The organism is Arthrobacter sp. 05T420, from assembly GCF_056396305.1.
The window spans coordinates 219,316-235,123 of sequence record NZ_JBFTLG010000001.1 but is presented as its reverse complement, the minus strand read 5'-3'; the positions used below and the strand labels follow the sequence as shown (position 1 = coordinate 235,123).

Below are 15,808 nucleotides of genomic sequence, written 5' to 3'. Positions count from 1 at the left end.
GGCTTAGGCTGATCGCATGCCGCCAACGCCTGCCCCGACCCCCGTTCCGGTTGAAGTCTTCCTCCACTCAAGTCCGGCCGAGTGGTGGCAGATCGTTGCCGCGCTTGCCCCTGTTGCGGTGCTCGTAGCGGCAGCTGTGGGAGCGTTCATGGCCTGGCAGACACTGCGCCAGAAGGCCATCGCCGATGACCGCGCCGAGTGGTGGAAACGGACGCAATGGGCGCTGGACAGCGCCCTGGACGAGGACGAGGACACCAGAGCCCTAGGGCTGGCAGCGCTGGAGGTGCTCGCCAGCAGTGAGTTGGCCCGGAACGAGGAACTCGAACTCCTGGACATCGCGTGGAAATCCGTGAACGGGTTCGAGGAACGTCTCGCTCCCCAGCACATCCCCGTGAAGGCTCCCAGCCCTGCGACCGCCTCGCAGCACCGGGTTCAGGTCGCGGCCGCCAGGCTGCGCGTCACACTCGACCGGCGCCTGGGCCGGCCGACACCGGTCCAGACAAAGACCCTTGCCAAGGAAGAGCTCTAGCGGGTCCGTCCTCGAGTGGGAGCCCCAGGATGATGGCCGCGCAGACGCACTCGGGGCCGCACGTAGGGCAAAGGTAACCGGCCAGTTTCTGGTCGTCCGCCCAGTAGCTGGGGATCGTGGCCAGCTGCGCAAATCCGGCCCGCTCCAACATCCCCAGGGACGAGTGCTGCGGATCGGCCGAGACCCACGACGCGGAGACGACGTAGCGGCAACCGCCAGCCTCAAGAAAGTCCAGGCAGGCCGCCAGCATGATCGTGCCCAGGCCCATCCCCCGGGCTGCAGGGCCGACAACAATGGACTTTATTTCGCCGACCCGCCGCCCGCCCAAGCCGGCGCCGGCGGTGGCCGGGCGCAGGCGGACTCGCAGCGCCGTGTGGGACGTCTGGTCCAGGATGCGGGCGGTTGTTGCGCCAAGGAGCTCGCCGTCCCGGCTGCGGGCCCGGATGAGGACTCCCCGTCCCTCAACCGTGAGTTCCGCCAAGGCCGATGGGCGGACGAAACCAGAGCCGAGGGATTCGTTGAGGAGCGCTGCGGCTTCGGCGGCCACGGCGGGCCCCGGCGCGCCGACGTGCAGACTGACGTTCGATGCCGTCCGTGTCCTGGACTCTGCGGCTGTCATGTTGCTCCTGATTTCAAAGCTTCCAGGTCCGCCAGGTCCTGGTCCGTGGGTTCGGTCCGGTCGATGATGAGTGCCTGCCTCATGGGCCCCAGTTCGGCCCGCGTGATGACGTACGTTGCTGCGTTCACAGTCAGGGTTCCATTGAGCCCGGGCGCTTCCCGGCTCTTCAGCGGCACCACCCATGAGTCTTGGTCGCCGGTGACCGGCCAGCCGGCGTCCAGCTGCCAATCATCGTCCTCCCGGCCCAGAAATGTCGAATGACGGGGCAGCACCAGGGACCACGGCGGTTGGGGTGGCGGGTTCGTCATGGCCAGGCAGGCCTCGGCCGACCCGTTGGCCTGGACGATTCGCGATCCGTGCGGGGTCATCTGGAAGGCGGGGCCTCCGTCAATCCTGACGTCCCAGTACCCGGCCCCGAAGTAGCGGAATGTGCCCCGCTCCCCCGCGTGGCCCGGAGACGCCGAAAATTCGGTAGCGAAACGGCCGGCAAGAAAGCCCGGGTCTGCGCCGACCATGAGATTGATGAGCTGGCTGTGGTTCGGGATCATCGTCACTCTCCCCCAAGAGTACGGAAGCTGCTGGCAATGGCCGCGGCTTTGCCCGCAAACCTAGCACGTGAAATCGACCCCGGGCGGCTTCCTGGAGAATATCTTGATGCCGTATTCGGTCCGGGGCTGACACATGAATCTCAGCAGCCTATGGAAGGGGGGACCGGCGGGCGGCGCGGGCCGATGGCATCAGCCTTGAAAGGGGTGGAGCTAAGGAGATTCGAACTCCTGACCTCTTCGATGCGAACGAAGCGCTCTACCAACTGAGCTATAGCCCCGAAGCAACGCCGGTCCTGAGGGAACGGCGTTGCCGGTGTCCCTAGGCTACAAACCATCGGCGCTGTTTTCCAGCCAGCCGCGGAATGTCTCGTTGCCGTGTCGCGCCTCCGGCACCAGGTTCAGCCCCTCGCGCAGATAGCGGCCCATCGCGCCGGGCAGCGGCAGGCGCACCAGTTGGCCCTTGACGCCCGTGGCCCGCTGCCACTCCCGGGCAAAGTCGGCCATGTCCTTGGACTCCGGGCCGCCGAGGTTCAACACCCGGTGCCGCGGTCCCGCAACCGGAACCGCTGCCGGTTCCAGGGCGGTTTCCAGGAGCACCGCTGCCGCGTCCGCCGGTGACACCGGCTGGAAGCGCGCGCCTCGCACCACGGGGATGACTCGCACCTTGGAGCCGGCGCCGAACATCATCGCCAGCAATGAGTGAAACTGGGTGGCACGGACCACCACTGTCTCCAGTCCGGACAGCTCATAGACGTGTTCTTTGGCGGCCTTCGACCGGTAGAAAGCGGACTTGCTGCGATCGCAATTCACGATGGACAGCATGACGGCCCTGGCCGCACCCGCATCCTGGGCGGCGGCCAGAAGACGGGCGCCGCCGTCGGCGAAGTTCTTGCGCGCCTTCCCGGAGCGTCCCTCCAGACAATCGATCACGACGTCGGCGCCCGCCAGGGCGGCTGCGACGCCTTCGCCCGTCGTCACGTCAGCGCGGAAGTATTCCGCGCCCCCGATGTTGGCGGAGGTGCCGGCCGGCGGTGGGTTACGGCTGAGGACGGCCACCGAGTGCCCGGCCTCCAGCGCCCGGCGCACCACTTCACGGCCAACTTGGCCGGTTCCGCCGGCGACACAGATCCTTGTCATGACCAGAGGCTACCGCAACGAAGCCCGCCAGCGATGCTGCGGGGAAACGAAAACCCCGGGCAGCCGTTTCTGGCTGCCCGGGGCGAAATCTCCGGAGGAACAGACCGGATCAGGCGCGCCGCCGCTGGAGGACATCGTCCAGGTTGCTCAGGGCGCTCTGGGCCTTGCTGAGTTGCTTTGACTCGGAATCGTCGGCGGCCTGCGGATCCGACGCGGCCGGCCGCGCGGAGGCCTGCTTGAGGGACGGCTTCCCGACGGCCTTGGGCGCTTCAGGGAGGTCCAGGGGCATGGGGGCTGCTCGTTCGGCCTTGGCCGCTTCGACGTAGGTGGGCTTGGGAACCTCGACGGGCTCCCAGCTGGAGCCCTCCGTAGCGCCCGCCGTTTCGGCAGCCACAGCCGCCGAGGTATCCCCCGAGGCTGCCGCTTCGGCGAGGGCGGCCTGGCGGAGCTCCAGGGCGGTCAGCGGCTTCGGCGCCGGCTCGGGCGTGACCCGGCCGGCTTCCGCGTCAAAGAGCGGGCTTTCCGGCCGGGCACCGGGACGGACGGCAGGAAGGGAGGGGTCCTGCTCGGGCACGGAGGTCGGGGCAGTGGCACGTTCCGGGCCGCCCATGGCGGCACGGAACGCGGCGTTCATTTTCCGCCGGCGGTCGCGGACAGCCAGGCGGCGGAGCAGCGCCACGGCGGCGACGGCGCCCAGCAGGGCAATCGCCGGGAGCCAGCCCGAACCGATCCCGAAGAGTCGAAGGGCAGCGGATATCATTCCCGTGAGGAGGGACAGAAGCCCGGCTACCGCCAGCATCAGCCGTCCCCAACGAATCCGGAACGCCGGGGAGGTAGCTGCAGAGATCGGAGTCCCCCCAGAGGTCGCCGCGGTGCTGGCACCAGCACCTGGGGTGCCGCCGGCCGGTTTTGCGCGCTGGGCGCTGCTCATGGGTTTCTCGTGCTGCGCTGCCATTTTCATAACCTTCCCCGCATGCGGCTCTGCTGGTTCCATGTCTATGACGTCCGCCAGAAAGTCGCCTGCAGGCTGCAACTGGTGACGCCCGTTCCGGAGAACGTAAGGCGCCACCCACACGATCCAGAGCGCAACTGCAATGACAAGGATCACAGAGCTGCTAAGAGGGAAGTCCACACTCAAAACCGTATGAGGTATATGGGGTACTGCCCCGCATTGTCAGAGGTGTGTCGCGCGCGGGGCGGCCACTGGCACGCGTCGGGGCGTCGTGGCTGGTCAGGCGGCCATCACAGGTTCAGCCCTGGTGGGTCCTCAGCCACCGTGCGAGGAGGCCTTCCGGCACTTCCTCAGCTGTGAGCGCGAAGGTACGGTGGTCCGCCCATTCGCCGTTGATGTGCAAGTACCTGGGCCGGAATCCCTCGTCACGAAAGCCGAGTTTCTCCACCACCCGCAGGCTGGGCGCGTTCTCCGGCCTGATGTTGATCTCCATGCGGTGCAGGCCAAGGGTGCCAAAGCAATAATCCGTTGCCATGGCCACGGCGGTCGGGGCAATCCCCCGGCCGGCCCGCTCCTTGTCGACCCAATAGCCCAGGGTCGCCATCATGGCCGATCCCCACACGATGGAGGAGACCGTCAGCTGCCCCACGATCACGGGGGCCTGGTGGCCGGGCGTCCATTCAGCGATCACGAAGGGCAGGGCAGTGGCCTGTGCGGCCTGGGCCTTGAGCGAGCGCACCATCTGCCGGTAGTCGGGCAGGCCGCCGCCGGGGGCGGGGTTTGACGCCTCCCAGGGGGCCAGCCATTCGCAGTTACGGGACCGGAGTGCAGTCCACTCCTTGCGGTCCCGGTACCGGATCGGGCGCAACACGATGTCGCCACTCTCCAGAGTCGCCGGCCAGGTAAAGCTGCCCCCCACGGGAATTACTTTGTGAGGCTGGGGGCCAGGCTGGAGGCGAAGCCGGGCAGCCATTCGCGCAGACCCGGACCGAGGTCCTCACTGTCGCAGGCGAGCTGGACGCAGGCCTTGAGGTAGCTGAGCTTGTCGCCGGTGTCGTAGCGGCGGCCGCGGAACACAACGCCGTACACGCCGTAGCCCTCGCCGGTGCCGGCGGATAGTTCCTGCAGCGCGTCCGTCAGCTGGATTTCTCCGCCACGGCCGGGCGCGGTCCGTTCTAGGACTTCAAAGACGGCCGGGTGCAACACATAGCGGCCAATCACGGCGAGGTTGGACGGGGCGTCCTCGACGTCGGGCTTCTCCACCAGCTGATTGATGCGGACGTAGTCCTCACCGCCGATCGCCTCGACGTCGGCGCAGCCATAGGCGCTGATCTGGGACGGATCCACCTCGATCAAAGCGACCACTGACCCGCCCGTCTTGGCCTGGACCTCGATCATGGTGCTGAGCAGCTCATCGCGGGCGTCGATGAGGTCATCGCCCAGGAGGACGGCGAACGGCTCCTGCCCGACGTGCTGCTTGGCCCGGAGGACGGCGTGGCCGAGGCCCATGGGATCGCCCTGGCGGACGTAGTGGATGTCACCGAGGTTGCTGGCGGCCTGGATGGACTCAAGCTTCGCCGTGTCGCCCTTCGCCTCGAGGGTGGCCTCCAGCGCCGGAACGCGGTCGAAGTGGTCCTCCAACGCCCGCTTGTTGCGGCCAGTGATCATCAGGATGTCGTTCAGGCCGACATTCACGGCCTCCTCGACGACGTACTGGATGGCCGGTTTGTCAACGACAGGCAGCATTTCCTTGGGCATGGCCTTCGTCGCCGGAAGAAACCTGGTACCAAGGCCCGCGGCGGGGATGACGGCCTTACGGACGGAAGCGTTGGGTGTATTCACTCGACTAATCTAACGGAGGGACCAATCATTGCGTAATTATCATACGAACCGCCCGGCCGCCCTCCCCGGCGGGTCGCGGCCGCACGAGGCAAGAGGACGGGCCAGTATGGCGTCAAAAGAGGAAATACGCTCCAGCCACAGGGCGGTGCGTTCCGTACTGCCGCTGGCCGCACAAGATGCCGCCGCGGCCGGCATCGCACGCTATGGGCTCCAGTGGGCCTCCGGACTGGCCCGCGGCCGCCAGGGCATATTTGCGGCGTACCTCGGTGTGGGCGCCGAACCTCCCACACTGCCGCTGCTGACTGCCCTGACCGATGCCGGGCACCGGGTGCTGCTGCCGGTTTGCGAACCCGAAATCGAGCTCAGCTGGGTGTACTGGACTCCAAAGTCCGGTTTTGTCCGCAGCCGGTACGCGCCCATCCAGGAGCCCGTCGGGCAGCGCCACGGCACCGAGGTAATGCGCGACGCCACCGCAATCATCCTCCCGGCCACCGCCGTGGATATCTCGGGCAACCGGATCGGACAAGGCGGCGGCTACTACGACAAGTTCCTTGCCGCCCTGGCCACCCTGTCCCCAGCGTCCGGCGACGCGTCCGAGGCAACGGCGCTGCCGACTGCCGCCGTCGTCTATGACACGGAGGTGCTGCCGGCGGGCAGCATTCCCGCCGAGTCGTTCGACCGGAAGGTCGACGCGGCCGTGACCCCGGGCGGGATCATCCGGCTCGGCTGATGCCGCCCAGGCAGATATGGGGTCGTGCCAAGGTGATAGAATTAGCACTCAGGCCCTGCGACTGCTAAGGGCGGAACCGGCCGATAGGCATATCGGCAGTGATTCCGGTCCGGCAGCACGGGACCTGCTCGTTTGCCCCAGAGTGAGGATTTCCAGTGCCCACGTATGCATACGCCTGCAAGGACTGCAGCCACGCCTTCGAGATCGTGCAGTCGTTCAGCGACAACTCCCTGACGTCCTGCCCCGAGTGCCAGGGCACGCTGCGCAAGAAGTTCAACAGCGTCGGCGTAGTGTTCAAGGGCTCCGGCTTCTACCGGACCGATTCACGCGCCGCCAAGGGCAGCACCGTTTCCCCGGCTCCTGCAGCTCCGGCGGCCACCCCCGCGCCTGCACCCGCCGCCGCGGGCTAGCAGGGAATCTGCCGGTTTCGGGCTGCCCCTTCGACGCCGGCCCGCCAGTACCCGGCCCGCCAGGTGGGCCGCGGCCGGCTGAGTCAGCGTAATCCTTGGGCCTGCTGGCCGTTGTCCACATAGGCGGTTCAGTGGCTCCCGCCGATGCGTGCGGCTCCGTAGCGTGGCGGCATGGCTCCTTCACTCACCGCGGTTTCCCCGTCTTCGTTGTGGACGTCGTACCCGCCTTTGTCCTGGGTCTCGTCCCTACCCGCCCGCCCAATGCCTGTGGAAGGCTCCGGCCGCTGGGCCCGCGCGGTGTTCCGCCCCGCCAACTTTCATGCCGCCACCATGTCCGCCGCTGGCCGTCCGTTCCGGAGCCGGAACCCGCGCACGGATCCCCCCGGTCAGCGGCCGCCCCGCGGCCGCCCCGCGCAGCACCGTTTGCGCGGCTGGTTGAAGCGGAACCGGCGGCTTATCGCGGCCCTCCTGTTCTGCATCCCCGCGGGCCTGACGGTTCAGCAGCTCACTCCCGCGCCCGCTGACACCGTCATTGCTTTCGCCGCAGCGGCAGACCTTCCCGCCGGGAAGACCCTGGTGCCCGGCGATGTCAGCAGCGTCAGCGTGCCGCCGGGCCTCGTGCCTGCCGGCAACCCCGGCACCGAGGCCGCGTTCGAGGGAAAACAGCTGGCCGCACCGCTGCGCCGGGGCCAGCTTCTCACCGACGCCCAGATCCTGGGCCCGGGCCTGCTCGCGGGAAGCCCGCCCGGCTCTGCGGCCGTGCCGCTCAGGATGGCGGATCCGGCCTCCGTCCAGCTGGTCTCCCCCGGGCAGCTCGTCAACGTGGTGCTCACCGGCGGCAACGGCCTTGACCGAGCCGGCGAAAGCCAAATCCTGGCCGAAGCCGTTCCGGTGCTCTGGACGTCAGTGCCTGGCGGCAAGTCAGGGCCGTGGCCCGCCACCGCGGAGACTGACGGGCTGGTGGTAGTAGCAGCGGCGGCCGATCAGGCCCGAAGACTGGCGGGGGCATCAACCCAAGGCAAGCTGTTCTTCGTGCTTGTGGCGGCCGCGCCGGGCTAGCGCCCGGGCAGTCGTCCGCCGGCCTGAAGCCCGGGCAGTCCGCGCCGCCGGTCGCGGCCTGCAACGCTACCCGCGGGCTCGGCGGTGCCCGCTACCAACGTCAGCCCCAGTGCGGTGGCTTCTGCTCTTGGAGCCACGCGTCATGATCGTAATTGTCAGGTTGGTCGCCCCAGCGCCGGGGGTCGTCTTCCGCAGCCTTGTTCGGCAGCACGCCTTCGGGGACGGCGGCCTGTGCCTCCGAACGGCGGGAAGCCTCCGTGGCTGCTTCCTGGTCCGGCCCGTCTCCCGCCAACTCGCCGGCCTTCGGCTCAGCGGTCCTGGGCTCAGCGCCGCCGGTCGCGTCGCCCTCGCTAGGGCCGGTGTTGCTGGTGTTGTTGGTTTTGCCTTGGATGTCGCCGTCCGCACTCATGTCGCCGGCCTCCTTACTGCCTGTATTGCCTGTCATTCCTGGTGCTGGCTCCTGCCGGCGCGATTCCTGGCCCGCAGCTTCGGAGCCCCGGACTACCCGTCCCGCGGGTTCGGCCGCCACGTGGTACTCCGCGGCCCGCGCCTCGTCAATCGCCAGGTGCTCGATGTCGTCGTCAAAGAACCCGTGCGATGTCCGGAGCCGGCTGGGAATGGGAGGCTTCTCCAACCCGAGGTAACCGCCAATCCGATCGGCGCAGGCCGAGGGGTCGGTGAAGACCTCTATGGTCCACAGTGGCATGTAGCGCCAGCCAAGCCGTTCCAGGAGCTGGGGCCGGAGTCGGCTCCGTTCCCGGACGCTCATCCGCCGGTACTGGCCGGTGCCATCCGACTCGATCGCCACCGGACGGGGAATCTCCGCATCATCCTGGCCGATCGTCGTCATGGGATCGGCGGCCGCCACCATGTTCAGGACGCCGTCGTATTGGTGCCACACCCGTGCCCCGCGTGCGCGCAGCCGGTCGCCCAGGTCGGCCACCAGCGGATCGGCGCCGAGCGCCTGCTCGCTGGCCGCGGCCCGGGAGGCGGGGCTGCCAAGATCAGTATTGCCAGCGATCTCACGGTCCAGCAGTTCGTAGAAGTCCACGGCGCCGTGGCTGAGGCGGCTGACATCGAGGTCTTCGGGGCGGAAGCAACTGAGCACGTGCAGGGACCGGCGGGCACGGGTCATGGCCAGTGCGAATTTGGCGCGGCCCCCCTCAGTGGAGAGCGGCCCGAGGCTGTGGAGGGTGCGCCCATGCGGGGTGCGGCCGTAGCCCGGGGAAAAGATGACGTGGTCACGGACCAGGCCCTGGGCCCGTTCCAGATCCACCACGCGGAAGGACTCGTCCCCCGCTGTGAAGAAGCTGCCGAGCATGGGGTAGTTGGGCAGCTGTGCCCTGATGGCCTCGCCAATCCGGGCGGCGTGGCGAAGGCTGCCGGTCACCACGGCCAGCGAGGTCCGGGGCCGGAGTCGGGCGTGTTCGAAGACGAGTTCCACCGCGCGGTTGACCTCGGCAACAACCGATTCAACGCCGTCGTGGTCGGCGCTGGGCAGCCCCGTGCCGTCGGGGAGATACTCCACGCTGAGGGTACGGTCCAGGCCCGTGGCGGATTGTCCTTCAGGGAGCCTGGTAAGTTCCCCGCCGTAATAACCCTTGCTGAGCTGGCGGACCAGATCTTCATCGACCGCACGGTAGACAGTCCGCAGGTTCCTGATCGGAAGCACGGCGGACAGCGCCCGGTACGAGCTCTCAACGCTTTGGTAGGAGCTCTCCCCCGCCGCGAGCCGCTCGACGCCCACCGTAAAGGTCCGGGGGCTGGCGATCTGTTCGTCGCCGAAGGCGATGACCTGCCGGGAGCGGGCGATGGCCGGGAGGACTGCCTGCAGCGAGGTCGTCTCCGCGTCCAGGATCACTACGGCGTCGAAGGTCTGCTCGATCGGCAGGAGGCCCGTCAGGAGGTAGGGGCTGACAGACCATACCGGCACGAGGGTGGGCAGCAGTTCCCGCGCCTGGCCGCTCAGGGCTGCCAGGGTCACCCGGCCGTCCTTGAGCAGGCTGCGCAACAGCTCGGCCTGGCGGGGGTACGCCGCGATTGCCGTACGCCAGCGTTCGGACAGGTTCCATCGCAGCCGGGCAGCGCCGCTGGCGATGTGGGCGTTGTCGGCGAGCCGGTATTCGGCCTCAAGCTGGCGCAGGGCGTCGCCGTCTGACATGGCGAGATAGTCATCGCCGCTGATCATGGCTTCCAGGGCCGACTGCCACCAGGCCAGCTCCAGCTCGGCGGTCACCGATCGCTCCGGAACCTCGCGCTCGGCAAGGTCAGCGAGGAGCTCGCCGAGGCCGTGCTCACGCATGCTCTCGACAAGAAGGGTGCGCTCCGGCAGGGTTTCCAGGGTCGCGGTGTCGGCGACAAGCCGCCGCACCCGGGGCAGAAGTTCGTCGTACGGCGCGCGGTCCAGGTCGCCGCCGGCGGGGGTGTGCTTGACCGCCTGGCCGAGTTCGGCCAGTTCCGCAGCGAGTTCCCGGTACAGGCCCGAGATTTCGGCCAGCCCCGACGGCACCGCCGGGTGCCGCTGCGTGGTGGCGTACCCGGACCAGGCGGCGCGCTGCTCTTGCACGAGGATCAGGGAACTGTGCAGGTCCGCGATGTGCACACCGGGCCGGACGTACTCCTTGGCCACCCGGCGCAGGCGTGAGCGCTGCATGGACGGCATCTCGATCCCGCGTTCCCTGCGCCAACTGGAGGACGCCGTGGCGGAGATCAAATCATGGACGGGCCGGTCAAAGATGTCGGGAGTGAACTTGTCCAGGCTCTCGCGGACGGCCACGAGCAGTTCGATCTGTTCGCCCCATTCGGCGAAGGTCCCGCCGAGCCGGATCTCTGCGTGTTCCGAAACGGCGTCCATGCGGCCGCGGAGCAAGGGCAGTTTCTCTGCCACGGACTGGGCGACGTTCTGCGCTTCCTGCGTCTCCTTGCGCGTGAGCAGGCGCGCGCCGTGCCAGGGACTGGTGGTCGACGCGCGGCTGAAGCTGCCGAGCTCGGCAGCGCGGCGGAGCCGGCCGGCCAGCTCCTCGCGGTCGCGGATGTTGTCCAGCACGCTGCGCTTGAGCCGGACCGTCGTCGCCGGCGCCGGCTGGATGGAGGTCAGCTCTGCCAGCGACTGCATGGCCTCGTACGGCGAACAGCCCCAGCGCGCCCGGACGTTGTGCAGGGAGGCGACATGCTCCATCAGGGCGTGGCGGTGCCCGGTCAGTGTGGCGTGCAAGTTGCTCAGCTGCGGCTGGAGCGACTTCTCGTTGCGGACGATCGCCCGGACCAGCTGGCCCTTGAGCTGCAGCGGGTTGGCGTTGCCGGTCAGCTGCAGGAGCACGGAATCCAGGCCAAGACCATCGAGCTGTGCAGAGATCTCGGCGAGGCTGGCCCGCCTGTCCCCCACCACCAGGACGGATTTGCCCTCGTCCACGAGGGCGCCGACGGTGTTAATGACCGTCTGGGTCTGGCCGGTGCCGGGAGGGCTGCTGACCACCAGCGAGTCGCCGGCGCGGACGGCGTCGATGACATACTGCTGGTCCGTGTCGGCGTCGAGCAGCAAGAGCTCCTCGGCGGGGTCCCGCTCATCCGTGCTGGGGAAGCGGCCGGGCACCAGCACGGGCACATCGACCCGTTCGCCGGAACCGGACCGTGCCAGCGCGGTGACAATGGGGTTGTTCTGGTTGATCCACGGATCATCGAGGTTGCCGGAGAGATCGGAAAAGGTGGAGACGAGCAGATTGTGCTCGATCTCCGCGCCGTGGATCGGCTGGACCAGGGTGCCCAGGCGGTCCAGAACGGGCTGGGGGTCATAACGGGCCGTGCTGTACGCCATCCGCGTGACCGCGTTGACGTCAAAGACGATCCCGTGAACTGATTTGAGGTGCCGGACCAGCGCCGGGTTTATTTGCGCCTGTTCGGTGAGTTGCAGTTCGTAGTCGTCCTCACCGGGGCGCACCGTGAGGGAAATGGCGGTGAGCATGACCGGGGCAGAGATCCGTTGTGGCTTGCCCCCCACAGCGGAGGTCCAGACGACGGTGCCGGCCGAGAAATAGCCCGCGTCGATGCCGCGGTCATTGGCGAGTTCGAAGATCTTGGAGCGCAGGTTGCGCGATGCTCTGGCCGCGACGACGTACTGCTGGCGGTCGCGGATCAGGGTGGAGAGCCGGGTTCGCCGGCCTGCCATCAGCTGGGCGAGCCCTGACGGATGGGCATGGGTGAGGTCGATCGAGCCTTCGGGCGTCTTGGTGAAGCGCAGCATGGTATCTGCTCCGGTGACGGGCTTGAGCCCCGACAGCCATTTCCTGAACTCCTCGGAGCCCTCGGGGTGGCCTTGACCAACTGACACTGCTGCCTTCTTTTCTGTGCTCGACTTCTCTGTGCCGGACCGTGGCGGGCTCGACTCTGGCGCGTTCGGCGTATGAACGCTCGTCTGTGTTGCGTTCGCGCTTTCCCTGGCCGCGTTTTGTGTGCTCGCGGTTGTCTGGCTCGCGCGGGACGCCTTGGACCATACCGGCATGCTTTCGAGGGTAGCCCGAATCCCCCGCACGTGAGGCGCCGCAACACTGGGCGGCGCGAAATTCGGCTTGAATTGTCAGGAACAAAAATGAAAAGGCCGGCCTCGAAAGGCCGGCCATTCACATTGCTATTCCCACTCGATGGTTCCCGGCGGCTTGCTGGTCACATCCAGCACCACGCGGTTGACGCCGTCCACCTCGTTGGTGATCCGGTTGGAAATCCGGGCCAGGAGATCGTAGGGCAGCCGCGACCAGTCGGCGGTCATGGCGTCCTCGGAGGACACGGGGCGCAGGACAATCGGGTGTCCGTAGGTGCGGCCGTCGCCTTGGACGCCGACGCTGCGGACGTCCGCCAGCAGCACCACGGGCATCTGCCACACTTCGTCATCCAGTCCGGCGGCGGTCAGTTCGGCGCGGGCGATCGCGTCGGCCTTGCGGAGCAAGTCCAGGCGTTCCTGGGTGACATCGCCGACGATCCGGATGCCGAGGCCCGGGCCGGGGAAGGGCTGGCGTCCGACGATTTCCTGCGGCAGGCCAAGCTGGGCACCGACCGCGCGGACCTCGTCCTTGAACAGGGCGCGCAGCGGCTCAACGAGTTCAAACTGCAGGTCCTCGGGGAGCCCGCCCACGTTGTGGTGGCTCTTGATGTTGGCCGCACCTTCGCCGCCGCCGGATTCGACGACGTCGGGGTACAGGGTGCCCTGGACGAGGAACTTGATCTTGTCGCCGTGCGCCGCTGCCTCGGCGATGATCGCCAGTTCGGCTTCCTCGAAGGCGCGGATGAATTCGCGGCCGATGATCTTGCGCTTGGTCTCGGGATCGCTGACGCCGGCGAGGGCGCTCAGGAAGCGCTCCTGCTCGTTGGCCACGTAGAGCTTGACGCCGGTGGCGGCCACGAAGTCGCGTTCGACTTGTTCGGCTTCACCCTCGCGCAGCAGCCCGTGGTCCACGAAGACGCAGGTCAGCTGGTCGCCGACTGCGCGCTGGACCAGGGCGGCGGCCACTGCCGAGTCGACGCCGCCGGACAGGCCGCAGATGACCCGGGAGTCGCCGATCTGGTCGCGGATGCGCTGGACCTGTTCTTCCAGGATGTTGCCGGTGGTCCAGTTCGGTTCCAGCCCGGCGCCCTTGAAGAGGAAGTTTTCCAGGACCTGCTGGCCGTAGGCCGAGTGCTTGACCTCGGGGTGCCACTGGACGCCGTAGAGGCGCTTGTCCTCATTGGCGAACGCGGCGACGTCGGCGCCGGCCGTCGTCGCGAGGACCTCAAAGCCCTCGGGGGCCTCATGGACGGAGTCGCCGTGGCTCATCCAGGTGCTCTGGTGCTGGGGCATGCCGGCCAGGATGGACCGGCCCTCGCCCAGGGTGGTGGTCTCGGTGGCGCCGTATTCACGGAGCCCCGTCTGGGCCACCTTGCCGCCCAGGGCGTTGGCCATAGCCTGGAAGCCGTAGCAGATGCCGAAGACCGGGACACCGGCCTCGAAGAGGTCGGCGCCGACGCGGGGGGCGCCGTCGGCGTAGACGCTCGAGGGGCCGCCCGAAAGGATGATCGCGGAGGGGTTCTTGGCCAGCAGCTGCTCGGTGCTGTACGTATGCGGAACCACTTCCGAATACACATTCGCTTCCCGGACGCGGCGGGCAATCAGCTGCGCGTACTGGGCACCGTAGTCAACAACCAGTACGGGCCTGTGGGACGTCTGGGGTGCAGAGGGAGTAGTCACCCCACTAGCCTACTTTGCACCGCTGCCCGCCCGCACATTGAGAAGCCGGAGCGGGCCCCGAATCACGGGCGGAGGTAAGCGAACTCACACGTCCGACGGCGGCTACCGGCGTCGTGGCCCCCTCCAGAACCGCCGGGGTTCAGAATCACAGGCGTTCAGTACCGCCGGCGTTCAGTACCGGGCCTAGTACCGCTGCGGTGCCTGCGGGTTCGCCGCGAGTTCGGCCTCGACCTCTGCGTGGAATTTCTTCTCGACGAAGAAGGACAGGAACGGCACGACGCCGCCCAGGGCCATCACCACCAGCTTGGTGAACGGCCAGCGCATGAGCGACCACAGCCGGAAGTTGGAAATCAGGTAAACAACGTACATCCAGCCGTGCACGATTAGGACCGTGATGGAGAGGTTGACGCCCCCGATCACCCCGGCAGGCTCGGCGTCGGCGAATCCGAGGCCGAACGGCTGGCCGGTGATGGCGTTGGTGCCGCCGGCGAAGAGGTACTGCCCGAAGCCGTACCGGGCGATCAGTTCGGCGCAGAGCAGCAGCAGCATGGTGCCGGTCAGGTAGGCGAGCACCTTGTAGAACTTCAGGGCGGACCGGATTTGGGCCTCGGTGCCGCCAAAGCGGCGCTTCTTGCCGGCCTTCCCCGTGCCGTTGGTTGTCTGCGGCTGGATGGCGGGCTGGGGCTCGATCATGATTGCACTCTCGGGTTTGTGGGGTGGGGGGCTGTGGGATGCGGGTCGGTGGCCTGTTCGGCGTTATGGGGTTCGGCCGTGGGCTGCTGGGCTGGATCGGGTTCTGCTGGATGAGGTTCGGCCGGGTGGGGTCCGGCGTGGGGCTCGTCCCCGCCCAGTTCCTCGTCGAGCTCGTCTTCGAGGTCCCGGCGGTAGTCGTCCTTGACCAGCCGCCACCAGATGAACAACGCGAAGCCGGCAAAGACCACCCATTCCACGGAATAGAAGAGGTTCAGCCAGTTGAGCTGCTGCGCGGGCGGCTGCGGGCCGATCCGGAGCGGCTTGACGTCGCCGCCGGCAGCGGAGGGCCCGACGTCGGTGCCGCCGGACAGTTCGGTGCTCGCGGCGACGAAGCCCGGGTAGCTGCTGACGTTCCAGTCATTGATGAGCTCGGCGACCGAGACGGCGGTGGCACGGCCGGGCCCGGGATCGGTGTTCGGCAGCGGGGACTCGGAGGGCAATAGCCGTCCTGTCAGTTCGATGGTGCCCGACGGCGGCGCCACCGCGTCGGCGGGATCCGCCACCCAGCCGCGCGCGACCGGAATCCAGGTCTGCGGCGTTGCCCCGCCGCCCAACAGCGCCGGGGCATTCTTGACCGCGAAGGCGGAGACGATCCAGTAGCCCTTCGCCCCGTCGTTGAGCCGGCCCGGGACCAGGACCTGCTTCTGGGGGTCGTAGGTGCCGGTGGCGGAGACCATCTGATCAGCCACCGAGCCGGGGAAGAATCCGCCCGGCTGCAGGACCGCGGTGAGCTGGCGCGTCTCCTCCGTGGTGGTGGAGACCGGGGCTTCCGCCTGCGTCGAACGGCCAAACTGCCACTGGCTGAGCAGCACAAAGACCCCGGAAATGGCGATCGCGAACACGAGTCCTGCGATCCAGCGGGGTTTGAGGGCAGTTTTCAGCACCCCTTAACCGTACTTCGTCCCTGTGTAGAACAGCGAAACGGGCCTCCTGATGGGCCTGCCCCTAGAGTGGGGCAGCCGGGTCCCTGCGTGGCGACGGAGTCGACACGAAAGGGCCTGCCCCTAGAGTGGGG

General features: G+C 67.9%; 14 protein-coding genes and 1 tRNA gene. 4 read left to right on the top strand and 11 right to left on the bottom strand.

The genetic code is table 11. The features are described from left to right. Nucleotides 1-16: 16 nt before the first annotated feature. Nucleotides 17-529 carry a hypothetical protein gene (locus AC1DEM_RS01145; protein ID WP_476882713.1) on the top strand — a complete coding sequence of 171 codons (513 nt, stop codon included), beginning with the start codon at nucleotides 17-19 and terminating at the stop codon, nucleotides 527-529. Here the strand turns inward: AC1DEM_RS01145 and AC1DEM_RS01140 are convergent. From AC1DEM_RS01140 to galU, 7 genes are all read right to left on the bottom strand, one after another. After that, complete coding sequence (locus AC1DEM_RS01140) at nucleotides 459-1,148, bottom strand: N-acetyltransferase family protein (RefSeq protein ID WP_476882712.1); 690 nt, start codon at nucleotides 1,146-1,148, stop codon at nucleotides 459-461. The two genes, AC1DEM_RS01145 and AC1DEM_RS01140, sit on opposite strands and share 71 nt — an antisense overlap. After that, nucleotides 1,145-1,696, bottom strand: a complete 552-nt coding sequence (locus AC1DEM_RS01135) for a hypothetical protein (RefSeq protein ID WP_476882711.1) — start codon at nucleotides 1,694-1,696, stop codon at nucleotides 1,145-1,147. Before AC1DEM_RS01135 ends, AC1DEM_RS01140 begins: the two co-directional genes overlap by 4 nt. A gap of 205 nt (nucleotides 1,697-1,901) precedes the next feature. Further along, nucleotides 1,902-1,974 (bottom strand) — tRNA-Ala (locus AC1DEM_RS01130). A gap of 46 nt (nucleotides 1,975-2,020) precedes the next feature. After that, complete coding sequence (locus tag AC1DEM_RS01125) at nucleotides 2,021-2,833, bottom strand: SDR family oxidoreductase (protein ID WP_476882710.1); 813 nt, start codon at nucleotides 2,831-2,833, stop codon at nucleotides 2,021-2,023. A 109-nt stretch (nucleotides 2,834-2,942) separates the two neighbouring features. Then, nucleotides 2,943-3,941, bottom strand: coding sequence for a hypothetical protein (locus AC1DEM_RS01120; protein ID WP_476882906.1), 999 nt, complete (start codon nucleotides 3,939-3,941; stop codon nucleotides 2,943-2,945). 142 nt (nucleotides 3,942-4,083) lie between these two features. After that, a complete protein-coding gene (locus tag AC1DEM_RS01115) occupies nucleotides 4,084-4,704 on the bottom strand; it encodes a GNAT family N-acetyltransferase (protein ID WP_476882709.1) in 621 nt (206 codons plus the stop codon). Between the two features lie 5 nt (nucleotides 4,705-4,709). Continuing rightward, on the bottom strand, nucleotides 4,710-5,627 hold the full coding sequence (gene galU / locus AC1DEM_RS01110; RefSeq protein ID WP_476882708.1) for a UTP--glucose-1-phosphate uridylyltransferase GalU: 918 nt from the start codon (nucleotides 5,625-5,627) through the stop codon (nucleotides 4,710-4,712). A gap of 106 nt (nucleotides 5,628-5,733) precedes the next feature. Here galU and AC1DEM_RS01105 point away from each other — a divergent pair, with 106 nt between their 5' ends. The 3 genes from AC1DEM_RS01105 (at nucleotide 5,734) to AC1DEM_RS01095 (ending at nucleotide 7,826) form a co-directional block, all read left to right on the top strand. Further along, a complete protein-coding gene (locus AC1DEM_RS01105) occupies nucleotides 5,734-6,357 on the top strand; it encodes a 5-formyltetrahydrofolate cyclo-ligase (RefSeq protein ID WP_476882707.1) in 624 nt (207 codons plus the stop codon). 155 nt (nucleotides 6,358-6,512) lie between these two features. After that, nucleotides 6,513-6,767 carry an FmdB family zinc ribbon protein gene (locus AC1DEM_RS01100; RefSeq protein WP_476882706.1) on the top strand — a complete coding sequence of 85 codons (255 nt, stop codon included), beginning with the start codon at nucleotides 6,513-6,515 and terminating at the stop codon, nucleotides 6,765-6,767. A 435-nt stretch (nucleotides 6,768-7,202) separates the two neighbouring features. Further along, on the top strand, nucleotides 7,203-7,826 hold the full coding sequence (locus tag AC1DEM_RS01095) for an RcpC/CpaB family pilus assembly protein (protein WP_476882705.1): 624 nt from the start codon (nucleotides 7,203-7,205) through the stop codon (nucleotides 7,824-7,826). A 100-nt stretch (nucleotides 7,827-7,926) separates the two neighbouring features. Here the strand turns inward: AC1DEM_RS01095 and AC1DEM_RS01090 are convergent, their stop codons facing one another. The 4 genes from AC1DEM_RS01090 to AC1DEM_RS01075 all read right to left on the bottom strand — a co-directional run bounded on the left by AC1DEM_RS01090 (nucleotide 7,927) and on the right by AC1DEM_RS01075 (nucleotide 15,677). Next, nucleotides 7,927-12,153 carry an AAA family ATPase gene (locus AC1DEM_RS01090; RefSeq protein ID WP_476882704.1) on the bottom strand — a complete coding sequence of 1,409 codons (4,227 nt, stop codon included), beginning with the start codon at nucleotides 12,151-12,153 and terminating at the stop codon, nucleotides 7,927-7,929. 297 nt (nucleotides 12,154-12,450) lie between these two features. Beyond that, entirely contained in the window at nucleotides 12,451-14,040 is a 1,590-nt protein-coding gene (gene guaA, locus AC1DEM_RS01085) for a glutamine-hydrolyzing GMP synthase (protein ID WP_476882703.1), read from the bottom strand. A gap of 183 nt (nucleotides 14,041-14,223) precedes the next feature. After that, entirely contained in the window at nucleotides 14,224-14,733 is a 510-nt protein-coding gene (locus AC1DEM_RS01080) for a DUF3817 domain-containing protein (protein ID WP_476882702.1), read from the bottom strand. Continuing rightward, nucleotides 14,730-15,677: an SURF1 family protein gene (locus AC1DEM_RS01075; RefSeq protein WP_476882701.1), complete on the bottom strand. Its 948-nt coding sequence runs from the start codon at nucleotides 15,675-15,677 to the stop codon at nucleotides 14,730-14,732. Before AC1DEM_RS01075 ends, AC1DEM_RS01080 begins: the two co-directional genes overlap by 4 nt. Between the last annotated feature and the right edge of the window lie 131 nt (nucleotides 15,678-15,808).

What these genes read in the sequence shown, in the direction of transcription:
- AC1DEM_RS01145 (WP_476882713.1), top strand. Translation starts at nt 17, where the DNA reads ATGCCGCCAACGCCTGCCCCGACCCCCGTTCCGGTTGAAGTCTTCCTC.
- AC1DEM_RS01080 (WP_476882702.1), bottom strand. Translation starts at nt 14,733, where the DNA reads ATGATCGAGCCCCAGCCCGCCATCCAGCCGCAGACAACCAACGGCACG.
- AC1DEM_RS01105 (WP_476882707.1), top strand. Translation starts at nt 5,734, where the DNA reads ATGGCGTCAAAAGAGGAAATACGCTCCAGCCACAGGGCGGTGCGTTCC.
- AC1DEM_RS01125 (WP_476882710.1), bottom strand. Translation starts at nt 2,833, where the DNA reads ATGACAAGGATCTGTGTCGCCGGCGGAACCGGCCAAGTTGGCCGTGAA.
- AC1DEM_RS01140 (WP_476882712.1), bottom strand. Translation starts at nt 1,148, where the DNA reads ATGACAGCCGCAGAGTCCAGGACACGGACGGCATCGAACGTCAGTCTG.
- AC1DEM_RS01135 (WP_476882711.1), bottom strand. Translation starts at nt 1,696, where the DNA reads ATGATCCCGAACCACAGCCAGCTCATCAATCTCATGGTCGGCGCAGAC.